General features: G+C 46.5%; 15 protein-coding genes. 4 read left to right on the forward strand and 11 right to left on the reverse strand.

Annotation, left to right across the window (positions count from 1 at the left end; translation table 11 throughout):
• The 7 genes from C943_RS22585 to C943_RS15475 all read right to left on the reverse strand — a co-directional run.
• On the reverse strand, nucleotides 1-2,392 hold a 2,392-nt coding region (locus tag C943_RS22585), incomplete at its 3' end, for a glycine-rich domain-containing protein (protein WP_342664159.1).
• Nucleotides 2,393-2,646: 254 nt separating this feature from the next.
• Nucleotides 2,647-4,572, reverse strand: a complete 1,926-nt coding sequence (locus C943_RS15445) for a T9SS type A sorting domain-containing protein (protein ID WP_157198577.1) — start codon at nucleotides 4,570-4,572, stop codon at nucleotides 2,647-2,649.
• 424 nt (nucleotides 4,573-4,996) lie between these two features.
• Nucleotides 4,997-7,111 carry a T9SS type A sorting domain-containing protein gene (locus tag C943_RS15455; protein WP_051069624.1) on the reverse strand — a complete coding sequence of 705 codons (2,115 nt, stop codon included), beginning with the start codon at nucleotides 7,109-7,111 and terminating at the stop codon, nucleotides 4,997-4,999.
• Nucleotides 7,112-7,304: 193 nt separating this feature from the next.
• A complete protein-coding gene (gene rho, locus C943_RS15460) occupies nucleotides 7,305-9,059 on the reverse strand; it encodes a transcription termination factor Rho (protein WP_008629608.1) in 1,755 nt (584 codons plus the stop codon).
• A 190-nt stretch (nucleotides 9,060-9,249) separates the two neighbouring features.
• Nucleotides 9,250-9,942, reverse strand: a complete 693-nt coding sequence (gene recO / locus C943_RS15465) for a DNA repair protein RecO (RefSeq protein WP_008629609.1) — start codon at nucleotides 9,940-9,942, stop codon at nucleotides 9,250-9,252.
• A gap of 9 nt (nucleotides 9,943-9,951) precedes the next feature.
• Nucleotides 9,952-10,533: a thymidine kinase gene (locus C943_RS15470; RefSeq protein WP_040480953.1), complete on the reverse strand. Its 582-nt coding sequence runs from the start codon at nucleotides 10,531-10,533 to the stop codon at nucleotides 9,952-9,954.
• A 5-nt stretch (nucleotides 10,534-10,538) separates the two neighbouring features.
• A complete protein-coding gene (locus C943_RS15475; protein WP_040480955.1) occupies nucleotides 10,539-10,865 on the reverse strand; it encodes a 2Fe-2S iron-sulfur cluster-binding protein in 327 nt (108 codons plus the stop codon).
• A 36-nt stretch (nucleotides 10,866-10,901) separates the two neighbouring features.
• On the opposite strand from C943_RS15475, the gene C943_RS15480 reads away from it, so the two are divergent.
• Nucleotides 10,902-12,056: a hypothetical protein gene (locus C943_RS15480; protein ID WP_008629612.1), complete on the forward strand. Its 1,155-nt coding sequence runs from the start codon at nucleotides 10,902-10,904 to the stop codon at nucleotides 12,054-12,056.
• A 517-nt stretch (nucleotides 12,057-12,573) separates the two neighbouring features.
• Nucleotides 12,574-13,149 (forward strand): HD domain-containing protein, encoded by a 576-nt coding sequence (locus tag C943_RS15485; RefSeq protein WP_008629614.1) that lies wholly within the window; start codon nucleotides 12,574-12,576, stop codon nucleotides 13,147-13,149.
• A gap of 70 nt (nucleotides 13,150-13,219) precedes the next feature.
• Here C943_RS15485 and polA read toward each other — a convergent pair whose 3' ends face one another.
• Nucleotides 13,220-16,036 (reverse strand): DNA polymerase I, encoded by a 2,817-nt coding sequence (polA, locus tag C943_RS15490; RefSeq protein WP_008629615.1) that lies wholly within the window; start codon nucleotides 16,034-16,036, stop codon nucleotides 13,220-13,222.
• Between the two features lie 182 nt (nucleotides 16,037-16,218).
• Nucleotides 16,219-16,815 carry a hypothetical protein gene (locus C943_RS15495; protein ID WP_040480984.1) on the reverse strand — a complete coding sequence of 199 codons (597 nt, stop codon included), beginning with the start codon at nucleotides 16,813-16,815 and terminating at the stop codon, nucleotides 16,219-16,221.
• A 393-nt stretch (nucleotides 16,816-17,208) separates the two neighbouring features.
• On the opposite strand from C943_RS15495, the gene C943_RS15500 reads away from it, so the two are divergent.
• On the forward strand, nucleotides 17,209-20,937 hold the full coding sequence (locus C943_RS15500; protein WP_008629618.1) for a hypothetical protein: 3,729 nt from the start codon (nucleotides 17,209-17,211) through the stop codon (nucleotides 20,935-20,937).
• A complete protein-coding gene (locus C943_RS15505; protein ID WP_008629621.1) occupies nucleotides 20,934-21,329 on the forward strand; it encodes a DUF2784 domain-containing protein in 396 nt (131 codons plus the stop codon). The genes C943_RS15500 and C943_RS15505 overlap by 4 nt, the downstream gene beginning before the upstream one ends.
• Nucleotides 21,330-21,393: 64 nt before the next feature.
• On the opposite strand, the gene C943_RS15510 is transcribed toward C943_RS15505, so the two are convergent.
• Together C943_RS15510 and C943_RS15515 are read right to left on the reverse strand one after the other, a co-directional pair.
• Nucleotides 21,394-22,536: a hypothetical protein gene (locus C943_RS15510; protein ID WP_008629623.1), complete on the reverse strand. Its 1,143-nt coding sequence runs from the start codon at nucleotides 22,534-22,536 to the stop codon at nucleotides 21,394-21,396.
• A 192-nt stretch (nucleotides 22,537-22,728) separates the two neighbouring features.
• Entirely contained in the window at nucleotides 22,729-23,742 is a 1,014-nt protein-coding gene (locus tag C943_RS15515) for a hypothetical protein (RefSeq protein ID WP_008629626.1), read from the reverse strand.
• Between the last annotated feature and the right edge of the window lie 161 nt (nucleotides 23,743-23,903).

Consider the following 23,903-nt stretch of genomic DNA (forward strand, 5'->3'; position numbering starts at 1 on the left):
AATCCTGCGCGATTACCTTGTGGTACTCCCTGTATTTGCCCCAGGAAATCTCGACGACATACACACCGCGCTGTCCGCGTGAGAATACCCCGCTCATCCATGTTTGAAGCGCTTCCAAGTCAGTTCCACTTTTGCTGACAGCCTCACCCATAGGGTGGATGATTCTGATCGAAATCTCCTGACCCTGATAACCCTGTGCATCCACTAACTCCAGTCGGACAGGCAGGTTTCGGACAGGATTTGGGTAGATAATCCAAGTACCCTTGGTCTCGATCAATTGGGGTACGCGAACGGCCACGACCTTGCTGAGCGCAAACCTGCCGTCGAAATCCACCTGCTTGATCCGATAATACAGCAAGCCCCCAATCAAGGGAGGGAATCCATCGACATATCGGTACTCCGTTTTGGTATCAGACCAACCTTTGCCTGGGACATTGTCCAAGGTCTTCCAGGTTTTCAGCCCATCATCGGACCTTTGGATTTCAAAATGCGAATTGTTCCATTCCTTACCCGTGGCCCAAGTGACAAGTACTTCCCGGTGTTCCCGTCGGAAATTCGCGTCGATATACAAAAACTCAACAGGAAGAATGCGGAAACTTTGGCGGACGATGACGACGCCGGAGGCACCGTTTCCACCACCGTCAGCGGAAGTCGCGCCACCACCAGAGCCCGTGAAGGGTTGTCCATTCCGGGCGTTCCCCGGTCCGTTTGCATTCCCTCCTACACCTGAGCCACCTGTACCCGGACGTTGATTTGCACCAGGCCCTTCACCCATTCCACCTCCGCCGCCAGCATAAAAAAGACTAGAGTTAGAGATGGAAAACTGTAGACCCAAACCACCATTTCCGCCGACTGCGGGATTTCCCGACCCTTGTGATCCTGGCGATCCCGCTCCACCTCCGCCTGCACCAAATCTTCTTTGTGGATTGCTGGCAAAGTTTGAAGCTGCAGCGCCATTATTCCCCTGGCCAGTTGATCCCAAACCGCCTGAAGCACCATTTGCGTAGGCACCACCTCCGCCCGAGCCTCCAGAATTACCGGTTCGAAGATCATTGTTAGTTGTCGATCTTGAACCTCCTCCTCCTCCTCCAATCGCAACAAAAGAAGTCCCAAAAGAAGAATTTCCACCGTTTGCTCCCTTGAACAACGTACTTGTCGAACCACGTCCCCCATTTCCAATCGTTATGAGGACAGTTGAACCCGGGGTTAGCATCTCCGATTCGATATACAAAAGCCCGCCAGCACCGCCGCCCCCAGCACTCTGACCCCGTCCACCGCCTCCACCGCCGGCGACGATTAGGATTTCAGCTTCATCGAGAAGCTCTTCGGTTTCGGTGTTATTTGGAACCGTCCAATTGGTATTGCAGCGAAAAGTATAAATCCTATCAAAGCCCTGCGGAACATTCAAGTTGTAGGCTGGGAGTTCCCTAACCTCCAAACAGGCTTGAGAAAAACAAGTACTCCCGTTTTCAGGTGTTTGGAAACAATCTCCCACAGGGGAAGTGTCTAAAACAGATCCATAATCAAGCACAATGAAACTTGTATTGGGGCCATTGAGATTCAGCGCTGTTCCCCCATTGTTGGAAGAAGTCAAGTTGCCACCTACCACGACACCGGCGTTTCCGCTGACTGTCATAGGGAATCCATCGATTACCATGTTGCCCGTTGCATTGATTGTGCCCTCGCCTGAGACGTTGACCTGATTTCCGCCTGCATTTGCGGAGTTGAATGTTGCGGTCACCAAACTTCCCTGGATATTGAGGATGCCGCCTCCCTCGAGCCGGGTTTGGGTCTGGATCTCCACGATAGTGTTCGCACCGATGTTCAAAGTGTTGCCGGAGCCGCTATTTAAAAACCGAAGTTCTGCAGCTTGAATGCTGGTGGAGGGAGAAATTGGTGTTGCATTCACCATATTCAAAATTGCTCCCGCTTGAAGGCTAAGAATACCATTCACGTTTAGCTGGGCACCGTCATTCATTTGTATTTGGAAAGCATTCCCGCCCGCATTGTTAATGCCCATATTTCCCGTCGTCGATAGTCGCCCACCGTTATTGATCGAAAGCGATACCAGCTGTCCACCGCCGAAATTTGAATTGCCGGCAGTTCGCGTAATAGGATGGTTGATCACAATCCGGATGGGGCAGGCAGGAAAAAATACCGGTCCCAGCGGCGGCGTGGCGGCAGAGTTGGGGGTAGGACAATTGTCAGGATTGGTGATGATCCAAGCTGCGGGATTATCCCAATTGTCGCTCAGACCACTTGTGGTGTATGTCTGGGCGAGGCTAGGTAGGAAAGTAGTAAACAAGCAGAACATCGCCAAAATCGCTACGATGAACGTTGGCCCTATACTTGATCCATTACTTCTTATCTGCTCCCAGTAGGCTACCACCATTTGTTTCCAGGAATATCAAAATGCATTTAAATTGCAACTTATCGCTATTTTGTTGCATTTCAAATTGACTTAAATCAAGTTTGGCCGCGACGTCTTTTTTTGTAAGAAAAGTGATTCGCTAAAGGGACGCGAAAATTGGCCCTAAAAAATTTCCCAAGGGATAAGGAAAGAAAGGAAAACCTTGGATGCCGGCTGGAAACAAAAAAACCGCCGAAAATCAATTCGGCGGTCTAAGAAAAATCGTATTTGGGATTTCAATTCGATTTGATCACTTTTTTGGAGTAAATCTTTTCTCCTTTTTTCACTTGAATAATGTAAACTCCGGCGTCCAAGGCCGAAATATCCAATGACATCTTATCGGAATCCATCACTTTGGGGAAAAACGAGGTGGCTTTTCCATTTGGATCAAAAAGGGAAACCTCCATTTCGTCGATATCTTTGGATTGGATAAAAAGCTCCCGTTGTACTGGATTCGGATAGATGTAAATATCCCAATCCGGGATAAAGTCTACCCTGATTACGGCAGTGAATTCCTCTTTGCCATCAAAATCAAATTGGCGAAGCCGGTAGTAATTGGGACCTACCATGGGCTGGGTATCCCAAAACTGATATGCAACGGGCACATCGCTGTCTCCTTTGCCCTTTTCCTCTCCTATTTTTTCCCAGTTTTTGGCATCTCTGGACCTCATGATATCAAAGCCCGCATTATCCTTTTCTTTTGCAGTAGCCCATTCAATACGCACCCGGTTTTCAATTGATTTGCCACGGAAATACAACCACTGCACAGGCAGAATCCTGAAGTTTTCACGTACTTCCGTAAAGTACGATCCTGCCCAGGTGTTGATGGTGACGTTATTACCGAAGCCATTATCCCCCGTCGCCCACCAAATATGGTCCGGCCCTTGCACTCCCGTGGTGTTTACAGCAATTGAACGTGGGCTATCTCCCGGAGTGATCCCAGTCCTTGGGATCAGGCTGTTATCCCAAAAAATATTGTTGTTTTCCACAGCACCGGGCCGGATGTTGGTAACGGTAATTCCAAGACTTTGCTCCAAGTCATGGATAGGGAAATGGACTGGAAAAAATACCACGGTCGCCACTACTTCTACTTCGGTATCTGGTGGAGTTGGATTTCCGGAAGCATCTTCCCCATTCCAGTTGATCTGATAGGTGCCAGGGGTCTCATATTTCTCGGAAATCAGAATATCCGTACCGGCATCATAGGTCAGATTCCCATTCAAATCTATCAAGACATCCACAATTGCGGGAAGACTGACCGTCACATTTACTTTGGCCTCACCTCCGATTTCTGGGGGCGTTTTGGCAAGATACTCGATATTCAAGCTTGCCGTGGGAGGAGCAGTGGTTTTCCAAATATCAGGGTCAGGATCACTGATAAACAATGGATATTGATAGTTGGAGGATGTTCCGGACCTGGACTTTCGGTTCTCTTCAAAACTTAAGTCATTGCGTGGCCCATCCATGTTGGCGAAGAAGTTCGTCCATCCGCCTGAACCCTCAAGACGCACCCTTTTCACAAAATAGTCATCGCTTGCACCTGTGAAGGTATTGTCGACGGGCACGTAAAATCCAAAATCATTGTGAAAGGAGTAGCTATCCGCCACACCTTTTTGTACAGTAAGTGAGGTGGAAGAACCTTGTGTGGGATCACTTCTGGAGTTTGCAACACTCCAAAAACGGCTATATACTCTTCCCGGCTTTTCCACAAATCCACCTGCAGTGCCGGCCGCTACAGTGATGTCCCAAAAATTGATATTGAATCCACCCGAAATATGCGAGCTGCTTGTGTTGGCATTTGATATTTCCACCCAAAAAGCCCTATCCGCGCCCGTGTTATTGGTAAAGGACTGGGCGGTGTATCCGGTTCCGGTGATCTGGGACGGCCCATTAAGGGCTGCACTTGCATTCTGAGGACGCCCAGTCGCGCCACCACTCGCTGAGGCGTTGTAGTCGGTTGAACTTCTTTGGACCCGTGTAGACGAATTCGTTCCCGTTGGAAAAAAGCCACTCGTGGTAGGATCATAAAACCAACGCACTCGAATGGTTGAAACTGAACTCGACACAACTCTAAATCCCCAAAAAACCGTTTCTCCTGCCTTTACATAGACATATAGACGATGGCCTCCATCGTAATCCGGAGTATTTGATGGTACTAGCATATAGCCTCTGTTGCTATAACCACCTGCCCCAGAACTACTGGGATACCAAAGCATACTCTGCCTGTTGCTTGCTGTTCCCCAATTACCGGATCCTTCAGCATAAGCCCGACTGGAAAGGAATCCAAATCCTATCGCGAGGCCAAAAAAACAAACTAATCTAAGTCCAAAACTTCGCTTGAAAAAAGACATCGAACATTCAAAATATAGGTGAAAAGCAACCGTTTCAGGCAGGTGAATCCTGAAACATATCCTCAATTAAGGAAAAAACAATTAAATTAAACAACTATTTAGTTTACAAAACAAAAATTCTTGTTCAAAATCCATTTTCATTATGTTCTATTCATTCTTGAATAATCACAACAATTCAAAAGTATAGGCGACAAATTGATCTTTTTCCTGAAAAAACCCGCAAAGACTCTTTGAATCACTTAGCCTTCACTAGTTTCTGAAGAAAGACGCTGGACCGTGTCCTGATTTGAAGAAAATAAACTCCTGAGGGAATTTCCCCAATTTCCAATACCACACGATCATCCGCCATTGATTTCGGCACAAATGGCTGGGAGACACCCCGACTATCAAACAGGACGAAACCAACATCTGCTACACCATTTCCCTCGATTTTGATTTCCGTACCAAATGGATTTGGATAGACCAGGAGATCCAATGAACCAGTGTACTCGACACGAATCACTTCGGAATAATTGGATTTTCCGTCTACGTCTTGTTGCAGTATCCGGTAATAATTTCTTCCAAAAAATGGATTCGTATCCCATGATTCATATAGGGAGACGGAATCTGAGTCTCCCTTTCCTTGCACCCTTGGAAGCGCACTCCAAGTCCTTGCGTCATTAGACTTTTGCGGGATAAAATAGGCGTTGTCCCGTTCTTGGGCGGTAGCCCACTCTAATCGAATACCGTTCTCAGAAGCCTTTCCCGAAAAATAGAGCCACCGCACCGGCAATATCCTAAACGATTCCGAGACCTCAGTGTAGTACGAACCAGCCCAGGTATTGATCGTGATGTTGTTGCTAAAGCCGTTGTCTCCAGTTGCCCACCAGATGTGGTCCGGGCCAAGTACGCCCGTGAAGTTGGCTTCCAAAGACTGGGGGCTGTCGCTCGGAGTCAAGCTGGTACGGGGAATAAGCGTATCATCCCAAAAGATCTTGTTGTTTTCCACTACTCCGGGACGCACATTGGTCACAGTGATTCCGAGGCTTTGCTCCAAATCATAAATCGGGAAATGCACCGGATAAAAAACAACGGAGGCGATCACGTCCACCTTGGTTCCCTTTGGAACCGGTGTCCCGCCCGCATCCTCCCCATCCCAATAAATTTGGTAAGTACCAGGCGCATCGAATTTCTCGGAGATGATCACGTCTGTGCCTACATCATAAACCGCGTTTTCATTCAGGTCGATCAACACATCCACTACCGCGGGTAAGCTGATGGTCAGGTCTACAGTGGCTTCTCCACCTGTCGCGGGGGGGGATTTTTCCTGGTAGTTGATCAGCAGACTCGCGGAGGGTGGAGTTGTTGTCGCCCAGATACTGGGATCAGGATCGCTGATAAACAGCGGATATTGGAAATTGGAGGAAGTCCCTGCGATGGATTTCCTGTTTTCCTCGAAAGTGAGCGTATTACGTGGGCCATCTTTATTGGCAAAGAAGTTTGTCCAACCACCACTGGAACCTGAAAGATTGACCCGCTTTACAAAATAATCATTCCCTGCTGCTGAGAAGGTATTATCTACCGGAACATAAAATCCAAAATCGTCATGGAACGAGTAGTCGTCAGCCAGGCCTTTTGTTAGCGACAGCGTGGTACTCGATCCTGATGGTCTTGAATTGGCGATGCTCCAAAATCTACTGTAAACCCTTCCCGAATGCTCCACATACCCGCCTGGAGTCCCTGAAGCTACGGTAATATCCCAAAAATTGATATTAAATCCAGCTGTGATGTGGTTTCCCGAAGTACTGGATATTTCTACCCAAAAGGCCCTTGCAGCGCCTGTACTGTTTGTGAAAGAATATCCTTGGTAGCCAGCTCCAGTTATTTGGGAGGGGCCATTCAGCGCATCGAGTCCGGTGCCTGGTCTGCCTTGCGCAGCCCCAGCGGTGCTGGCATCGTAATCCTGACTTGCGGCAAGTGTCCTCGCTGCACCTGAGGTTCCCACAGGGAAAAAATCAGAAGTTCCTGCGTCATAATACCAAGCCACTCGGATATTTCCCGTCGTACCGTGACGACGAAATCCCCAAAAAACGGTTTCACCATCCTTGACGTACACATAAAGCCTGTGTCCCCCATTGTAACCGGTGACCGAAGAAGGCAGCAACATGTAACCGCGGTTGGCATATCCACCTGAACCTGTATTTCCCGGGTACCAAAGCCAACTTTGGCGATCCGTTGCTGTGCCCCAATTCCCCGAGCCCTCGGCTACCGTTTCATTTTGAATAACAAGAAACAAAAAGCCCAGCGACAGTTTCCAAACCAACGGAATCAGTCGGTATCCAATCTGCGGAAAGGATGAAAAAAATTTCATTTTCTAGGGCAGGAATGGGACGCTTAAGGGTGATTTTCTTGCCCATTCTTAGCAACAAGTTAACAACTGGCCATCTATAGGCCAAGGACTTGATTTACAAAGCATTTTTCCCAAAATGAACACCAAAAAAATGGTAAATAAAAAAGTCCAAGCCTCGCAAGACCTGGACTTAATTTGAAATGTTTGATACACATTAGCCGTTCATGCTGATGAGGAATTCGACGTTGTCTCGGGTTCCCTTCATTCTTTGGAGCAGGAATTCCATTGCCTCTTGCGATGTCATGTCCGACATGAGTTTCCTCAAAATCCAGACACGCTGCATTTCTTCCTTGTCCATGAGCAGATCTTCCCTTCTGGTACCCGAACTTGGAACGTCGATGGATGGATAAATCCTCCTGTTGGAAAGTTTTCTATCCAAAGCCAATTCCATGTTACCTGTTCCTTTGAATTCTTCGAAGATCACCTCGTCCATCTTGGAACCTGTCTCCACCAATGCCGTGGCGATGATGGTCAAAGAACCACCGTTTTCCACATTCCGCGCAGCACCGAAGAAGCGCTTTGGCTTGTGGAGCGCATTGGCGTCTACACCACCGGAAAGGATTTTACCTGAACTTGGCACGACCGTGTTGTAGGCCCTTGCCAATCTCGTGATGGAATCCAATAGAATTACGACATCGTGGCCGCATTCCACCATTCTCTTGGCTTTTTCCAAGACAATGGAAGCGACTTTCACATGTCTTTCAGCTTGTTCGTCGAAGGTAGAAGATATTACTTCCGCCTTTACCGAACGCGCCATATCCGTAACCTCTTCAGGACGCTCGTCGATCAAAAGGATCATCAGATGCACTTCCGGATGGTTTTCCGAAATGGCGTTGGCAATCTGTTGAAGCAGGACGGTTTTACCAGTTTTGGGCTGCGCAACGATCATGCCTCGCTGTCCTTTTCCTATCGGAGCAAACAGGTCCAAAATCCTTGTGGAATAATTATCGTGCTTGGTGGCCAACTTTAGGCGCTCCTGTGGAAACAACGGTGTCAGGTATTCGAAAGGAACCCTGTCTCTGATTTCCTCGGTAGTCTTTCCGTTGACAGTGATAACTTTTAGAAGCGCGAAATATTTTTCACCTTCCTTAGGCGGGCGGATGGTGCCTTTGATATGGTCACCTGTCTTGAGTCCAAAAAGTTTGATTTGGGAGGGAGACACGTAAATGTCATCTGGGGAAGCGAGGTAATTGTAATCCAAAGACCGCATGAATCCGAAGCTCTCGGGCGTGATCTCAAGTACGCCCTCGTTTTCGATGATTCCCTCAAACTCCTTGACGCTTACATATGGTTTTTTCTTTGTTGGAATAATCTCAGCGGCTGGAATGTGGGCCTCTTCGATATCCCTGAAGTTCTTTCTTCTTGGCAATTCCACTTCCGGTTCTATCGGCGCGGGCTGTGCGGCTGGCGATGGTACGATTTCATCCACGACACGTCTGCGTGGCCGGATGAACTTCGCGGGTTCTTCCTGTTGCAGATTTGGCCTGCCACCATTCTCTCTTGGTGCAGGTGCCTCACGCCGTGGCGCTGGACGCTCTTCGCGTTTGAATTCAGGCTTGGCAAATTCAGGTTTCGGTGCAGGACTTGGCGCAGCTTCCGGAGCGGGGTTTTCCTCCTTCTTGATTTCGGCTACGTTTTCTCTTCTGAATTTGGGTTTGGATTCTGGGGCAGGTGATTCTTGAGCAATTTTTTCGGGGGCGGGTTTGCTTTCGGCTTGCGCTGGCGCTGTCTCAACTACTGACGGCCTTTTTTTGGGCAGCGATGACTCGTCGGTGATGGCCTGCTGCTCAAGGATTGCGTAAACCAATTCGTCTTTCTTGAGTGATTTGTGATTTTTTACGCCCAATTCCTCGGCAATCTCTTTCAGCTCAGAAAGAAGCCTGATTCTTAGTTCTTCTATGTTATACATAAAAAGCTTATGAAATGAATAAATGAAGTGTGTGTGAATGTGTGATGAATTCCTGTGATGATTCTGACAGATCTGAATGAAAAAGGGATTCAGCTACGATAAAACCCAGGGGGAGAGGGTTTTCTTCTCTGTGAGTGCACAATATTACAGGTATAACGCTGAAATAACAAATTTTTAATCAAGGATAAATTTATCCCTGCATCAACTGCCTAAGAACTTCTACTGATTTCCATTCCGGGTAAATTTCCAGATGCTTGGCATAGTAAGTCAGGAAATGATCCAAAAGCCTTTTTTTATAAATCGGCGAAATCTTTTCACTGAATCCAAAAGATGCCTCCATCAGCGAATTCAGGTATTGTTTTTCAGCCTGTAGCTGACTGGAAACACCCAAAATCGGTTCAAGTTCCTCATAAAACGAATCCGCATCCTCCGGCGGGAATCCGAGAAACTTGGATCCCTCCCACAGGAAAACAAGCGGGAAATGGGAAAGATGTGCCCGATCCGAATCGAGCTGATCCACGGCCGCTTCCAAAAAATCATAATAAGACTCGTTGTGATATCCCTCCACGACTGATTTGCCAAGCACTTCCGCCATAAACATCGCCACAGCCGACCTTACAAAATCAAAAGGGATGCGCTGATGGGGTCTCAGCAGCTTAACCTCCGATATTCGCTGCAGATTTTTGCCCTCTTTTTCGTAAACAACAAGCTCCAACAAGGTCAAAGGCTGGTAAAATGCCATCTTGTTTGACCGGGAACTTGACCTGACACCATTCACGATATAGGAACGCAGCCCCATTTCCCGGGTAAAAATCTTGACGATGACGGAGGTATCACCGTATTTGATAAAAGAAACGACGATACCGCGGGTTTTTTGGAGCATAAGTCACTGTTACCTGGGCTCGTGGAAACACTTTCTGCAGCGGGCTTCGTAGCTGTCCTTCTCACCCAAGAGAACCTTGTCTTGGGCGGCAGTCAACCGGTAGGAATAGGATGCCAGATTGCCGCATTTCATGCAGATCGCATGGACCTTGGTCACGTATTCCGCAATGGCTAATAACTGAGGCATAGGTTCAAATGGCTTCCCCGCAAAATCCATATCCAATCCGGCCAAAATGACCCTTTTGCCGGCGTTGGCCAAAATATCCGCAACCTCCACGATCCGCTGATCGAAAAACTGTACCTCGTCAATGCCGACCACGTCGCAATCTCCTGCAAGCAAAATGATGTCATCCGCGAAATTCACGGGCGTAGACCGGATCGCATTCTCGTTATGCGAGACTACATCGAAATCATGGTAACGCTTGTCAATGGAGGGTTTGAAAATCTCGACCTTTTGGCGTGCAATCAGGGCACGGTTGAGGCGTCTGATGAGTTCTTCCGTTTTCCCAGAAAACATGGAGCCGCAGATCACCTCTATATGACCTCGGCGATCAGGATTTCTGGATTTTCCGATGGAAGGTTCTATAAACATACTTTCTACTCGCTGTAATGGATATGGGGCAATTTGTTTTCCTCCGCAACCCGAACCGTCAGTTCCCCATCCATGATTTTGGCTTGGCAAGATAGCCTTTCGTTTGGTTTTAACTTGCCCAAATCACGGTAAATTTCTTCCGGTTCGGTGAGCGGGGAGAGGTTTTCCATCCCCGAGAGGACGATGATTTTGCAGGTGATACAGCGTCCTTTTTTTCCGCAGGCATGCATCCAATCTATGCCGTTTTGATGGATTAAATCAATAACTTTGCCTCCAGCATGCGAGGAAGATAATTCGCGTCGTTGTAGATTTTGGATGACGATTTTCAGCATAGCATTGGCGGCAAAAAAATAGAAAACGGTAGGATTATGTCAGCGAAGATAAATAGCAATTATGTAGAAAGCTACGCGAAGGAATTTAGTGGTTTGGTGTGTGCGGACTATTTCAAAACCAAGAAGTACATGACGGGACAGGAGATCATCACCCTGACCCCGAGCATTCAGGTCAATTTTTTCATCATCAAGATTCTGTTTGAAACTTGGCAACTTGAAATCGAAAAACTGAAAAGCAGTCCTTATTTCGATTATCGTGACAAAGCCGTCCACGAGTCTTTGCGCGAATTTGCCAACCTCCTCTCCCGCACAATCAAGATCGAAAGGCAGCACTTTGAGCCCCTTTTGATCCAAGCAGTGAAGGAGAGCATTTCCCTGGCAGTCAACCCCTTGGATTTTTTCAAAAACGAAATTGCAAAAGTCAAAGACCAAGATGTGAACCAGTTTTTGAAAGACAACAAAAAATACATCAAGTGGCACACCGCCCTGATTTCGAGCCTGATCGACCGGGCGGGATTGCAGCATACGCGGGAAGCTTACACGAGGGCTTTGGAAAATAACTTTGCCAGCCAAAAAGCAGGTCTCGATAGCTACAAATCCCTGCTCAACAGCATGGGCCAAATCAAGTTTTTGGATTTTGACCTTCTGATCCCAGTCCAGGACGAGCAAATCGAGGAAATTCCAAAACCTGCGCCTCAGCCAATCCAAGAACCCCTGGCCACGGAATCTTTCTTCGACCAAATTGAAGAGCCCTCAAAACCCCTTCCGATCCGGATGCCTGTATCGGGACAAGAACCTGAATTGGAAGATACGGTGATGGTAGAAGAGGACCTGAAAGACCTGCCGTCCGAACGTAGGTTCAAAACCGTCAACCTGGAAAATCGGATCGATCCGATCGAAATCTGGAACCGCCTCGAAAACGAACAATATTCCGTGATGAAGGGTACCATCAAGGACCTCGCAGAAAGTGTGGGATTGAACCAACGGTTTATGTTTACCAAAGAGCTTTTTGACGGCAACCCCGATTTGCTAAAGCATGCGCTTCGATCCATTGACGAATGCAAGTCATTTGTCGAAGCCATCGAACTGCTGAATGAACGCTATGTCGGTGAACTCGGCTGGAATAAAAACTCGGAAATCGTAGAGGAATTTGTCCAGTTGATTTTCAGAAAATTCGACAACCGCGGATAGAATTGGTTCCAAAAAAATCACCCCCAAAAATTGACTAATATCAATTTAGTGTGTTTGGGAATATTTCCCTATATTTCAAACGTTGATTCCAATACTATTTCGCAAGTAAAATCAAATTTAGGTCAGCACTAATTCCCGCAGCTTAGACGGGAAGTACATTCGCCGATTTGGTCCATGGATATGTTTGGGACAATTATTCCTCCCGTACCATTATACGGGCAGGAAATTATTGGCATTAATTTCGGAGTGATTTGATTAATCTTATCTTCATTCTGATTTATAAAAAAATTTAATTTATATTTTATGGAATTTGGAGGTGGACTGCATGTGTTGAAGAATCCCAAATCCCGGCTTTTGTTGTTGACGGTTTTCGGCCCAGACATTGAAGCTGCTGAAATATATATTCATGAACATATTTCCAACCATATTGAACACGTAGTTTAAAAAGGATCAAGATTTAATTTGTGTTGATTAACTTACCCATACCACAGCTTTGGGTTTGACCTAAACAAGCCGAATGAAGGAATTCTTAAACATAAAAAAGGAGGTTTTGTCCAAGTTGGAATCTGATCTCCCGAGTAGCCTCAAGTACCACGACATGTCCCATATCATGGATGTGTATGATGTTTGCAACCAATACATCGATAGATTGAAGCTCCCGGAACAAGAGGCCTGTGAACTAAGAATCGGCGCCCTGATGCATGACATCGGCTTTACCCAAGGCAACTCCAACCACGAAGAAGTGGGGGCAAAAATGGCTGAGGAAATCCTCCGGAAACACAACGTCGGCCAACATTGCATCGAAAGTGTACAGGGCTTGATTCTCGCTACAAAAATCCCCCAATCACCCACAAACGAGCTCCAAAAAATCCTTTGCGATGCAGATTTGGATTACCTGGGCAGGGATGATTATCCCGAAATCAGTTCCAAACTTTTTGAAGAACTGAAAATCTCCAACGTTATCCAGACGGAAGAAGAATGGAAAAACATCCAAGTCAGATTTCTCAAAGCCCATCAATTCCACACTGACTTTGCGAAGAAAAACCGAGAGCCCAAAAAGCAATACTGGCTACGGATGATCGAGAATTCTTAGGCAGATCTACTGCGAATAATCCTTTTTTCCTCAAATTTTGAAGCCAAGTCATTCGTTTTTTGTGGCCCTATCAATGCGCCTCCAGCCAATCCTTCCCGGTCCCAACCTCTACTTCCAAAGGCACAGGCAGCTTCACCGCATGGGTCATCAAATACGGGATTTGTCTCTTCAAGATTTCGACCTCGTCCTTGTGGGCGTCAAACACCAATTCGTCATGCACCTGCAGGATCATTTTTGATTTGAGGTTCTCCTTTTTCAACCAACGATGGACGTCGATCATCGCTACTTTGATCAAGTCCGCAGCCGAACCCTGCAGCGGGGCATTGATGGCGTTTCGCTCCGCAAAACCCCTCATTGTCATGTTCCTGCTATTGATATCCCGCAGATAGCGCCTTCTTCCCAAGATCGTTTCAACATATTCATCCTTGCGGGCCTTCTCGATGCTGTTGTCCATGTAGGTCTTGACGGCGGGAAACTCGGTGAAATAAGCATCGATAATCTCCTTGGCTTCGGTCCGCGAAATATTGAGTCGCTGGGATAGTCCAAAAGCCGAAATCCCGTATATGATGCCAAAGTTGGCGGTCTTTGCCTTTCTGCGCATGTCCGAATTCACGTCGTCCAAAGAGACCTTGAATATCTTCGCTGCCGTAGCGGCATGTATATCTTTCCCTTCCTGAAAGGCTTCCAACATGGATGCATCCTGCGAAAATGCTGCCATCAGCCGCAGTTCGATCTGGGAATAATCGGCTGAAAGGATGACGTGGTTTTCGTCCCTTGGAACAAAGGCCTTGCGTATTTCCCGGCCCCTTGCCGTCCTGATCGGGATATTCTGGAGGTTGGGGTTGATCGAGGAAAGCCGTCCCGTGGCTGCCACGAATTGGTTATAGGTAGTGTGGACACGGCCCGTTTTGGGATTGATCATGGTAGGTAAAGCATCTACATAGGTGGACTTGAGCTTCACCATTTCTCGGTACTCCAAAATGGCATCCGCGATTTCGTGCTCGCCCGCCAACTTGCTCAAGACTTCTTCTCCGGTTGCATATTGGCCAGTCTTGGTTTTCTTGGCCTTGGGATCGAGTTTGAGTTTTTCGAAAAGCACATCACCAAGCTGCTTTGGAGAGGAAAGGTTAAAACGCACTCCCGCCAATTCATAGACACGTTTCTCGATCTCTTTGCTTTCAGATTCCAGGATTCCCGACAACTCTGCCAAACTTCCCGTATCGATCCTTACTCCCTCAAACTCCATTTCGGCGAGCACTTCGATGAGGGGATTCTCAACCTCAAAAAACAACTTGGCCAAACCATTGCGCTTGATAATCGGGTCAAACTTCTGCTTGAGTTTCAAGGTCACATCGGCGTCCTCAGCGGCATACTGGACCACATCGTCCACATCCACATCCCGCATGTTTCCTTGTCCTTTTCCTTTTTTTCCAATCAATGACTCGATCGAGACAGGGCGGTAATTGAGATATTGCTGCGCCAGCCAATCCATGGAATGCTTGCCCTCCGGCTCGATGAGATAATGGGCCAACATGGTGTCGTACAATTGTCCTTTAACCTTGATGCCATAGTTCATCAGCACGAGCATGTCGTATTTGATGTTCTGGCCAATCTTGGAGATTTTTTCATTTTCAAATAGACTTCGGAACAATTCCAACTGACGAGAGGCCTGTTTTTGGTCGGCCGGGAATGGTACATAAAACGCCTCGCCGGGCACGTAGGAAAAAGAAAGCCCAACGAGTTCCGCTTCATTGGGGTTGATCGATGTCGTCTCGCTGTCGAAGCAGAATTCGTCTTGGATTTCGAGGTAACTGATCAATTCCAGGATCGCATCTTCACCCTCTACTTTGTGGTAATCATTCGCGGTCGTCAGGATGCTGTCATACTCCTGAAGCACCGGAGCCAAGGGTTCTTCTGGCAGCAATTCTTCTTCAGTCACCGCAACTTCTGGAGTAGAAAACAAGCCCAATTGCTCGCTTGGCCGGGCTTGGGGCTTTTTGATCTTTTCTCCAAAAACACGCTGCGTCAGTGTCCTAAACTCCAATTCAGCAAAAATTGCCTTCAATTGGTCCTCGTGCGGTCCATCGTAGCGGAGCGCGACTTCATCAAATTCGATCGGAACATTGATATCAATCGTCGCCAATTCCTTGGAGAGGATTCCCTGCTGGGCAAAGTTCTCTACGTTCTCCTTTTGCTTTCCTTTGAGCTGATCCACATTCTGGATCAATCCTTCCACTGAACCAAACTCCTTCAAAAGTTTGACTGCCGTCTTTTCCCCAATTCCCGGAATTCCCGGGATATTGTCCACAGCGTCTCCCATCAGGCCCAAGATATCCCGCACTTGGTCTACATGCTCGATATCCCATTTTGCACACACCTCTTTTGGTCCCAATATCTCCACGCCATTGCCCATAAATGCCGGCTTATACAGGAAAATATGGTCCTCTACGATTTGTCCATAGTCCTTGTCGGGCGTCATCATGTAGACTTCAAAACTGGTGCGTTCGGCTTTTTTGGCTAAGGTACCGATGATATCGTCCGCTTCGTAGCCGTCCATTTCCAGCACAGGAATATTGAATGCCTGCACAATCCGCTTTACCCAGGGTGTACCTACCTCGATGTCTTCGGGTTGTTCCTGTCGATTGGCCTTGTAGGCTTCAAACTGCTTGTGGCGAAATGTTGGCGCCTTGGTATCAAATGCCACCGCGATATGTGTCGGCTTTTCCTTGTCCAAAACTTCCAGCAGCGTATTGGTAAAACCCAGCATGATGCCGGTGTTGAGGCCTTTGGAATTGATCCTTGGGGTCTTGCTGAAAGCAAAATGCGCCCTGTAAATCAGGGCCATGGCGTCGAGTAGAAAAAGTTTTTTATCTCCTTTTGAAGGCATGGGGTTCGGTTTTTGGGAAGTAGAAATTCAGTTCGAAAGTAGCAGGGTGGCTAAATTACAAATTATCGGCATAGGCTTCAGCCTAAATCAAAAAACTAAGTCAAGACATCGCAGCCAGACGGGAAAAAGAAAAAACCCGGCAACAGGCCGGGTTTCCTTAATCTCTATCAGCGCAGGGACAGTTAGCTCACCTTACCGTTCATGGCATCGATCAATTCCCTTTTGAGTTTCCTTTCACGCTCAAGCGTGTTTTTGCGGTGTTGCTCAAACTCCTCTATTGTTTCTGCCAAATCATTTTGGGCTTTGGCGATCACTTTGTGGCTTTGGCTGTATTTGAACAAGAAAAACAGCAATCCCGCCGTCAGCAGCCCAACGATAGCCCACATCATGTTGACATAGGTGGATTTGTGGATCTGTAGGCCCAAAAATTCGAAACTATCCACGGCGGCTTCCGCAGACTCCAATCGATTTTGGGTTTCGGTGACACCTGCTTCCAAGGCCTTGATCTTGGTTTCCTTTTCTACCAAGTCTGCCTGGATTGTACTCAATTCCTTTTTGAATACATTGATGGAGTCGGTAACGTTGGCACGGATCTGATCCAAATGTGTCTTCTTGACCACCTTGTAATCTTGGTAATTGTTTGAAATCTTGAGGAGGTGATCAAATTGGCTGGAGATCGTCCCTCCGGTGAGGGATCCGGTTTGCTGTACAGTGTCCTGGGCCCAAATGGGCACAGAAAGTACGCTCGTGAGAAGGATAAGTAGTATTTGCTTTTTCATTGGATTAAGTTGTTTGAAGCGCAACCGCTCCGGCATTTGGATTTTTCCGGGTAGGCATTGCATCAGCAATAAATATGCCTCTATGATTTGAAAATTGCAATAATTTAGGAACGAAATATGACAAAATCACTCTAATTGTTTGATTTTATTGGACTTATCGGCAAAAATCCTTTCCAAAGAATATCCATTGAGCGAATTCAACTTTTCTCACAGTTATTTTCCTGAAAAAAACCGGGGCTTTGTTTCAGGGCTGATTTGTCTTATAAAATTGTGATTTCTGGGTTTTTCATGAACAATATTCCCAAATCCGGAATTGCATTTTGGGCCAAGAAGACAAGTATTTGAAAATCAATATTTTTTTGATAAATTCCACGGTATTTTTATGTTTTTTATATGAAATGGAAGAATTTAAAGCTTTGGGGAATTCTTGCCTTATTGATTTTGGTGATAGGCGCCATTCTCTATCAGCAGTCCCGCAACAATCGCGACGAACTCAAAATGCAGGCGATCCGCGGAATGGAAATCACCCGGCAAAACCTCATCGGCGCCTACGATTCTTACCATCAAGAAATTGAGGGGTACTTTTACAGGATCCTGATCGAAAAATTTGGGAAAAAGGCGCCCGATAGCCCTGATGGTCAACCAAAAAGCCAAAGCGCCATCGCACGGACCATGAATGGCTTTTTTGGTTCCAACCGTCCCGTCTTTACAGAAACCGTCATTATCAACCCAAATTCGGAACAACTTGCCGAACCTTCTTTGGAGATTCTTTACGAAAACCCCGTCCGACTGGCAGACAGGCACCACTTGATGACATGGGACCGGAAGCAGTTTGACCTCAGGGAGCTTCCAAGTCGCAGGCAGATCAAAGAATTGTTGGGATTTGACCTCGTTTATCCCAAGGATTTCGACTTTGAAGACTCGCTCATGGTGCAGGTTTCCAGCATTCTTCCGCTCGAAAAATTACTGAAGAAAGACCAAAACAACCGCTTTTTTGACCATATCATCTTGGCCGACGAAAACGGCAACGCGCTTTATCCAAATAATCTGAGGGAATTGCAGCTGCTGGATTTTAAGAAAATTTCTGAAAACGACACCTTATCCCGGCACCAAGCAGGGGTGAGGTTGACAAATTTTGACATTTCCCTAGTCCCACATATGGGGTTCTGGATTCCCGTTCAACTCAACGGCAAAACATTTTACCTGATAGGCACCAAGCAAGCGGACCATTTTGACAAAGTCGGCTTGAGGATCAATTTCAACCTATTGACGACCTTGATTTATGGATTGATCATCCTGCTGCTTTCGATCCCAATACTTTCCATTCTCAACCTCGAAAAAGGGGACATACTGAGCAAAAACAAGGTATTTGCCGCGGGATTCTCCTTGATGTTTTTGATGACGGTGCTTGGTTTTGGCTTATCCCAACTGGGACACCTTGAAAAATACGTCGATGCCAAAAAAGAGAATTTTGATTCCTTGCGGCGGGTTACCCAAAGGCATCTTGAAAGCTACCTGAAGGTTCTGAATGAGCGAAACGGGAAAGGGTTCAGGTTTGAGGATTTTCCCGACAAGGAAATCCTAGAGCTCATCGAGGTGCAAAACTCCATGATCACAAAGCTCAACATTGCTGATTTTGGAGCGAAATCGATGATCAAACTCGATTTTGCCAATCCCAACGAATCCTTCATCGATATTTCGGGGCGTGATTATGTAAGGCATTTTGATGTACAGCGTGATCGTCCGTATTTCATCGGAGCCCAATACTCCAGGGGTTCAGGGGAGTTGGAAGCTGTGATCAGCCGAAAAGGAAACCAAGAGCAAGTTGTCGAAGCCATAACATTTGCTTTGCGAAAAGTCAGCCCAATCACCGAAAACCACCGCTACCTGCTCTTCAAGGAAGGGGGGAAAGTCCTCCACAAAAGTGATGGGATACTTACGCCACTTGACCAAATACCGGACGCTTTGGAGGGTCAAAAATGGGCTGAAATCAAAAATCTGATGGAACAGAATCCTTTAGCAGGTGCCGAGGACTTTTGGGAAATCAGCATGTACTTGAACGGCGATCCTTACATCGGGATTCTGCAACTGGTGGACGGGAAAAACTTTGACCAAAATGTCTGGTCACTTTACCTTATCAACAAAAACTTAGCTTACGTCAAGTCATCCCTCGTCAGTTTGGAAGCCGTCGTGATCTTGAGCTTTTATCTACTCATGTTGGTGGTTATGACTTTCATCAACAAATTTGCCCAAAGCCCACCGCAAATCAAGAGTTTCGTGCCCTTTGCATACGCTTGGTTATTCCCGACCAAGAGGAAGCAAAGCCGCTACTTGTTGTTGACCGGTGTCAATACCCTGCTCCTCCTGGCGCTTGTCCTCGTGTTCTTCTCAAGTCGATACCATTTGCTTGCAGTCACGCTGGTAGCGGTGCTTTCATCCACCATTGCTTCACTTTGCCTTTACCTGCTTGCAGGACCCACTTGGCGCTCACGGACCATTAGGCGGGATCTCCTTTACATCTTGCTGATGCTGTTGCTTTGGGCCTTCGGTGTCGTCATTTTGATTCAAATCAGTCTTGGATGGGTGATCATACTCGTTACCGCAGTTTTGTTTGGGATCGTCGCATGGCTGAAATACTCGGGAAGCCTCCGGACAATTGACGGTTTTCTCAACCAATGGGCTATCAGTTCCCGGGCAGCGTTTGTCGTGTACATGATTTCTTGGTCCCTGTTGTTGGGATTCCTGCCTGGTATGATGATCCACGGGAGTACGTTCAGGTTTGAGGAAAGCATTTGGAACGGACAGGCGGCTAGCGAAGTACCCGAATCCAAGGAATGGATCGAAACCTACGAGAAATTCAGGCGGAATCTCTTTTCGATCGTCGGGGACAATGCCGACAAAGAGCCTGGGCAATTCATTTCTCCGCCAAAAAACGCCATCTATGCGGCCTTCGAAGGAAAGCAAGATGCGGCAAACTGGAGCTTTTGGAAAAGTCTCCGCTGGCCGTGGATATGGCTCGGGGCATTGTTTGGTATACTGGTCACGATCTATTTCCTGATCAGCAACAACATCAGTAAAATCTACCTCTTGGACTTTGATTTTGACAATCACCTGGTGGGCAGCAAAGCGGACTGTGACGCCCAAGACTTCAAAAAAGTGTTTCTGTGTAGCCTCGATACCATCCAAAAGAAAAAGTGGATTGCCTGTAATCTGGGAGTGGAAGAGAGCGAAATTTTTGTGTTGGATTTGGCAGAAACGAAACTGGACGATGACCAGGGAAGCACATTATTTTCTTTTCCAGATTCCAAAGGCAAAAAAGTATGGCTCATAGAGAATATCCATTGCGTGACTGAGCCGAGTTGGCTAAGTGACAAAATCCCGCTATGGCTTGAGGAAGCCAAATCCAACCATGTGCCGCTCGTACTGGGCTCTGGAAAATCATGGAAGCAACTGCTCCAAAACTTTGCCGCAGATTTGGACAAAGTGAGGTTCAGCGAGATTTTCGTCGACTTTTTCTTTGAAATCGTCCCAATCGACTACTCGCTAGGGGAAGTCACCAATGGCCTGGAACGGGAGCTTGCTTTTGGGCAGAACCCGGAAATCGTACATACCCTCATCCGAGCCAAAGATGAGGATATCGAAAACCAGGTGATGCTCATCCAGCGCTACAACAAAGCCTACTATGCCAATATTTGGGCAGAACTCAGTTTTATGGAACGCAAGGTCTGCTATTATTTCAGCCGTGAAGGTTTCATGAATCCCGCCAACTGGGACACGATGACCGAACTGGTGCAAAAGGGAATCCTGAGAATCATTCCGGAAAAGGATAAAATGGGCATGTTCAACAGGACTTTCAGACATTACATTCTCAACAATATCTCTGAAAAGGAACTGCAGGAATTCAAAACCCACGAGCGGGCCAATGGCAACGCCAACACGATCCAAATCGCGGGGGTGAGTTTTGTACTACTTTCCCTTGCCATGATTGGCTACTTTGACAAAAACTTCCTCAACGAGGCCTACGCCTACCTCAGTGGGATTTTGGGTGCGATAGGCTCTATCTACTCGCTGTTCAGCAAGGGATTTTCCTCCTTATCTTGGGGGAAAAAATCCGCCGAATGACAATTTGCATGATGCCAGTGAACGCCCAACTTATCCTCGCGGATTGGTTTTTTGTGGTTTTTCATTCCAGTCTTATTCTTTTCAACCTGTTTGGCTGGATCTGGAAAAAAACGAGGAAAGCCCATCTCATCACCATCAGCCTGACGCTGCTGTCTTGGGGATTTTTGGGAATCTGGTATGGTTGGGGTTATTGTCCACTTACGGATTGGCATTGGCAGGTGTTGGAAAAGCTTGGAAAGACGGACCTGCCAAATTCCTACATCAGCTACCTACTTGACCGGGTACTCGGTTGGCAACCCGGCGAAAAGTGGGTAGACGCCGGCACGCTTGTCCTGACGCTTTGGGCTTTTGGGATGTCGGTTTGGATGAATTGGAAGAAGACACCCAAATAATATCCGAAGACCTTGAAAAAAAAAAGCCTCCAATTGGAAGCTTTGATTTTTAAAGAAGAAAAACTCAAAGTTGAGGTTGGGTTTCCTTCAGTTTGAAGAAGTTCTCGAGCGATTTGGTGAAGCCACCACAGTTGTTGAATGTACCGGAGTCACATACGGCAGTGACGAATATGCTCGAGTTGTCCAACTGCGTGATGGAAGTGATTTGAGCATTTTGTAGACCCTCGTTCTCCAATTCAATTAATTTAATTCCCTCGCTGTTTATATCGATTCGATAAATCGCGTCGAGATTGTTGAGAATGATTTTCCCATCAATACTGAACAGATTATCCGCCATTTGACTCAAGATAAAATTATCAAGTGGTGAAATCTGACTTGAACTGTAGGTACCCAACAGCTGATTGTTTTTACCGGAGAGATCCGATTTGTATACTTCCCATGGGAGATTGTCGAATGGCATTGGCCGAGCAAAGGTGATGATCTCATCTCCGACCTGAACGGATTTGGCAAACCTCTCAAAACGCAACTCCAAATTTCCAGCTCTGTCTATGTCAAAGGTCTTGCCATCAAGCGTGACCCTTGTAAAACTGGGAAAATCCTTCAAGATGCGAATAGTAGAAATCCCTGCAAAAAACTCTTCCTTGATCAGCTTATATTCCAAGAGTTCAACTTTCCCGGCATTGACTGCGGTCTTGACCCAAAGGAAGTCAGGCGTATTTTTTTGTTTCCCGTCTTTTGCTGAGCGGTAGGGTACCATGACTGTTCCGTCTGGATTGATGCTGATTTGCTCGCACAAAAAATAATGCAGGAAATGAAACTCAGTAAATTCGGGATCTATATCCCGCATGTTTAGGGTCAAAGCGTTCTCCTGATTGGAGTTACCCGCGGGCAGGATGAACAGTTGTGATGGGTTGATAGCTGCCATCAATTGCTCCGAAAGGGGTAGCCGATAAGGTGGCATACTCTGCATAAAGAGACTGAGCTCGCTAAAATCATTCGGCCCTCCTGTACTGGCATTGGCAAAAACCCGTGACCTTGAGGCGGCGTAAAGCGCTCCGTTAATTTCCCGGGCAAATGAAAGCCCATTCTGGAATCCTTCTGCCTTTTCCCATTTCTCAGGGGTTGCGGGTTCCTCTTGCGGGTCGCAAGCGTAGATGAACAACAGACAGATCGAAAACAGCAGGGGGAGGAAAGTTTTTTTGGACATGGCGAGAGATTGGCTAACCATTTTATCGATTGTTATAGTGGAAATGTAGTGAAATAATTTAGTTGGCCGATAGGAATCACGAAGTATTTCTTGATTGGAGTTTGCATTACTCCCCGAAGCCAGCTTGAAACAACAGAATCAAGGAATTCCCTAAGATTGATCAGTTGGAATCGGAGTAGACCCTATTGATTTTCATTCGACTACCAAAAAGGACTGTTTACGTGTCCTTACAGATTTTGAGTTGAATTCCCCGGATATCGTAAAGGTTTGATCTAAATCCCACTGGGTTGGCCAAAGTTGGGGATTAATGGTAAGCTGCTGAACTTGGTTGGTTTCCCAAAGCAATTGAAAAATACCCCCTTCCACATAACTCGTAAATGCCGTAACATTTTCGGTTTTTCTTTCCAATTCCAAATCCAGGCCCCATCGGTTTTTTACCACTATTTTATCATCATCCTTGATTAATTTGAAATCTAAAGACATGTTTAGGGTATCGGCATCAACCTTTTGTAGAAAAGGCAGTCCCGTTCGTACAAACTGCACATAAGAGGTATCGATCCGCGCCTGTTGAAGCTCTCCTGACAAAGAGACGGTGTCCTGAATGTGAAGCATTTCGATACTGCGAATCTTTATCATCGTGCCAAGGGCTTCCGCTATGTTTTGCTTCGGGTAGAGCAGCATGGAACTCAATTTAGAGGTAGAACTTCCTGTCTCCATTTCCAACTCAAACTCTTTCGCTGGATCCGAGCCATATACGTCTTTTTCATTCAATAAGTCGCCTTTTTTGTTGTAGAACAGCTTAAATGATTCATTCACAATCGGCAACACATATTTTCCAATCAGCCGGCTACCCTCCTCGGGCCTGTTGCTGTCAAATCGGAAAGTCAGCGGAAAGCTGCCACGTACCTCATCTTCTGAGACGTGATATTCGGCGCTGCTTATATTCACTTCAGCCTCTACACTGTCATTAGTGCTATAAAGAATCTTTATACTCGCTTTCTCTTTCATTTCGGAAAAAGTCCTGGGCTTCTTCCTGATTTTTCTGCCATGATAGTTGTCGTTGGTAGAAAGCTCCATAGAAAAATGAAAAATATCCTGTCCTGCTGCAACCGTACCTAGCATCATAAGACCATTCAAGAAAAGTATCCTAATACTGTAAAGATGAAAAGCCGTTAGCAGAAGCTGGATGCTTAATGTACACTTCATAAACTATTAGTAATTTTCTTGAAATAAGGATAACGAAATATCAATCTGTCGGTTCAGTAAATTGATCCAATTTTGGGTTTCATTGGATTGAATATCGATAGAACTATACTTTCCGGGTATCCTAAATTTTGAAAAATTCATAAACTTGATGGCCTCCCCGC

Source organism: Mariniradius saccharolyticus AK6 (assembly GCF_000330725.2).
In the GTDB taxonomy this organism is placed as follows: Bacteria; Bacteroidota; Bacteroidia; order Cytophagales; family Cyclobacteriaceae; genus Mariniradius; species Mariniradius saccharolyticus.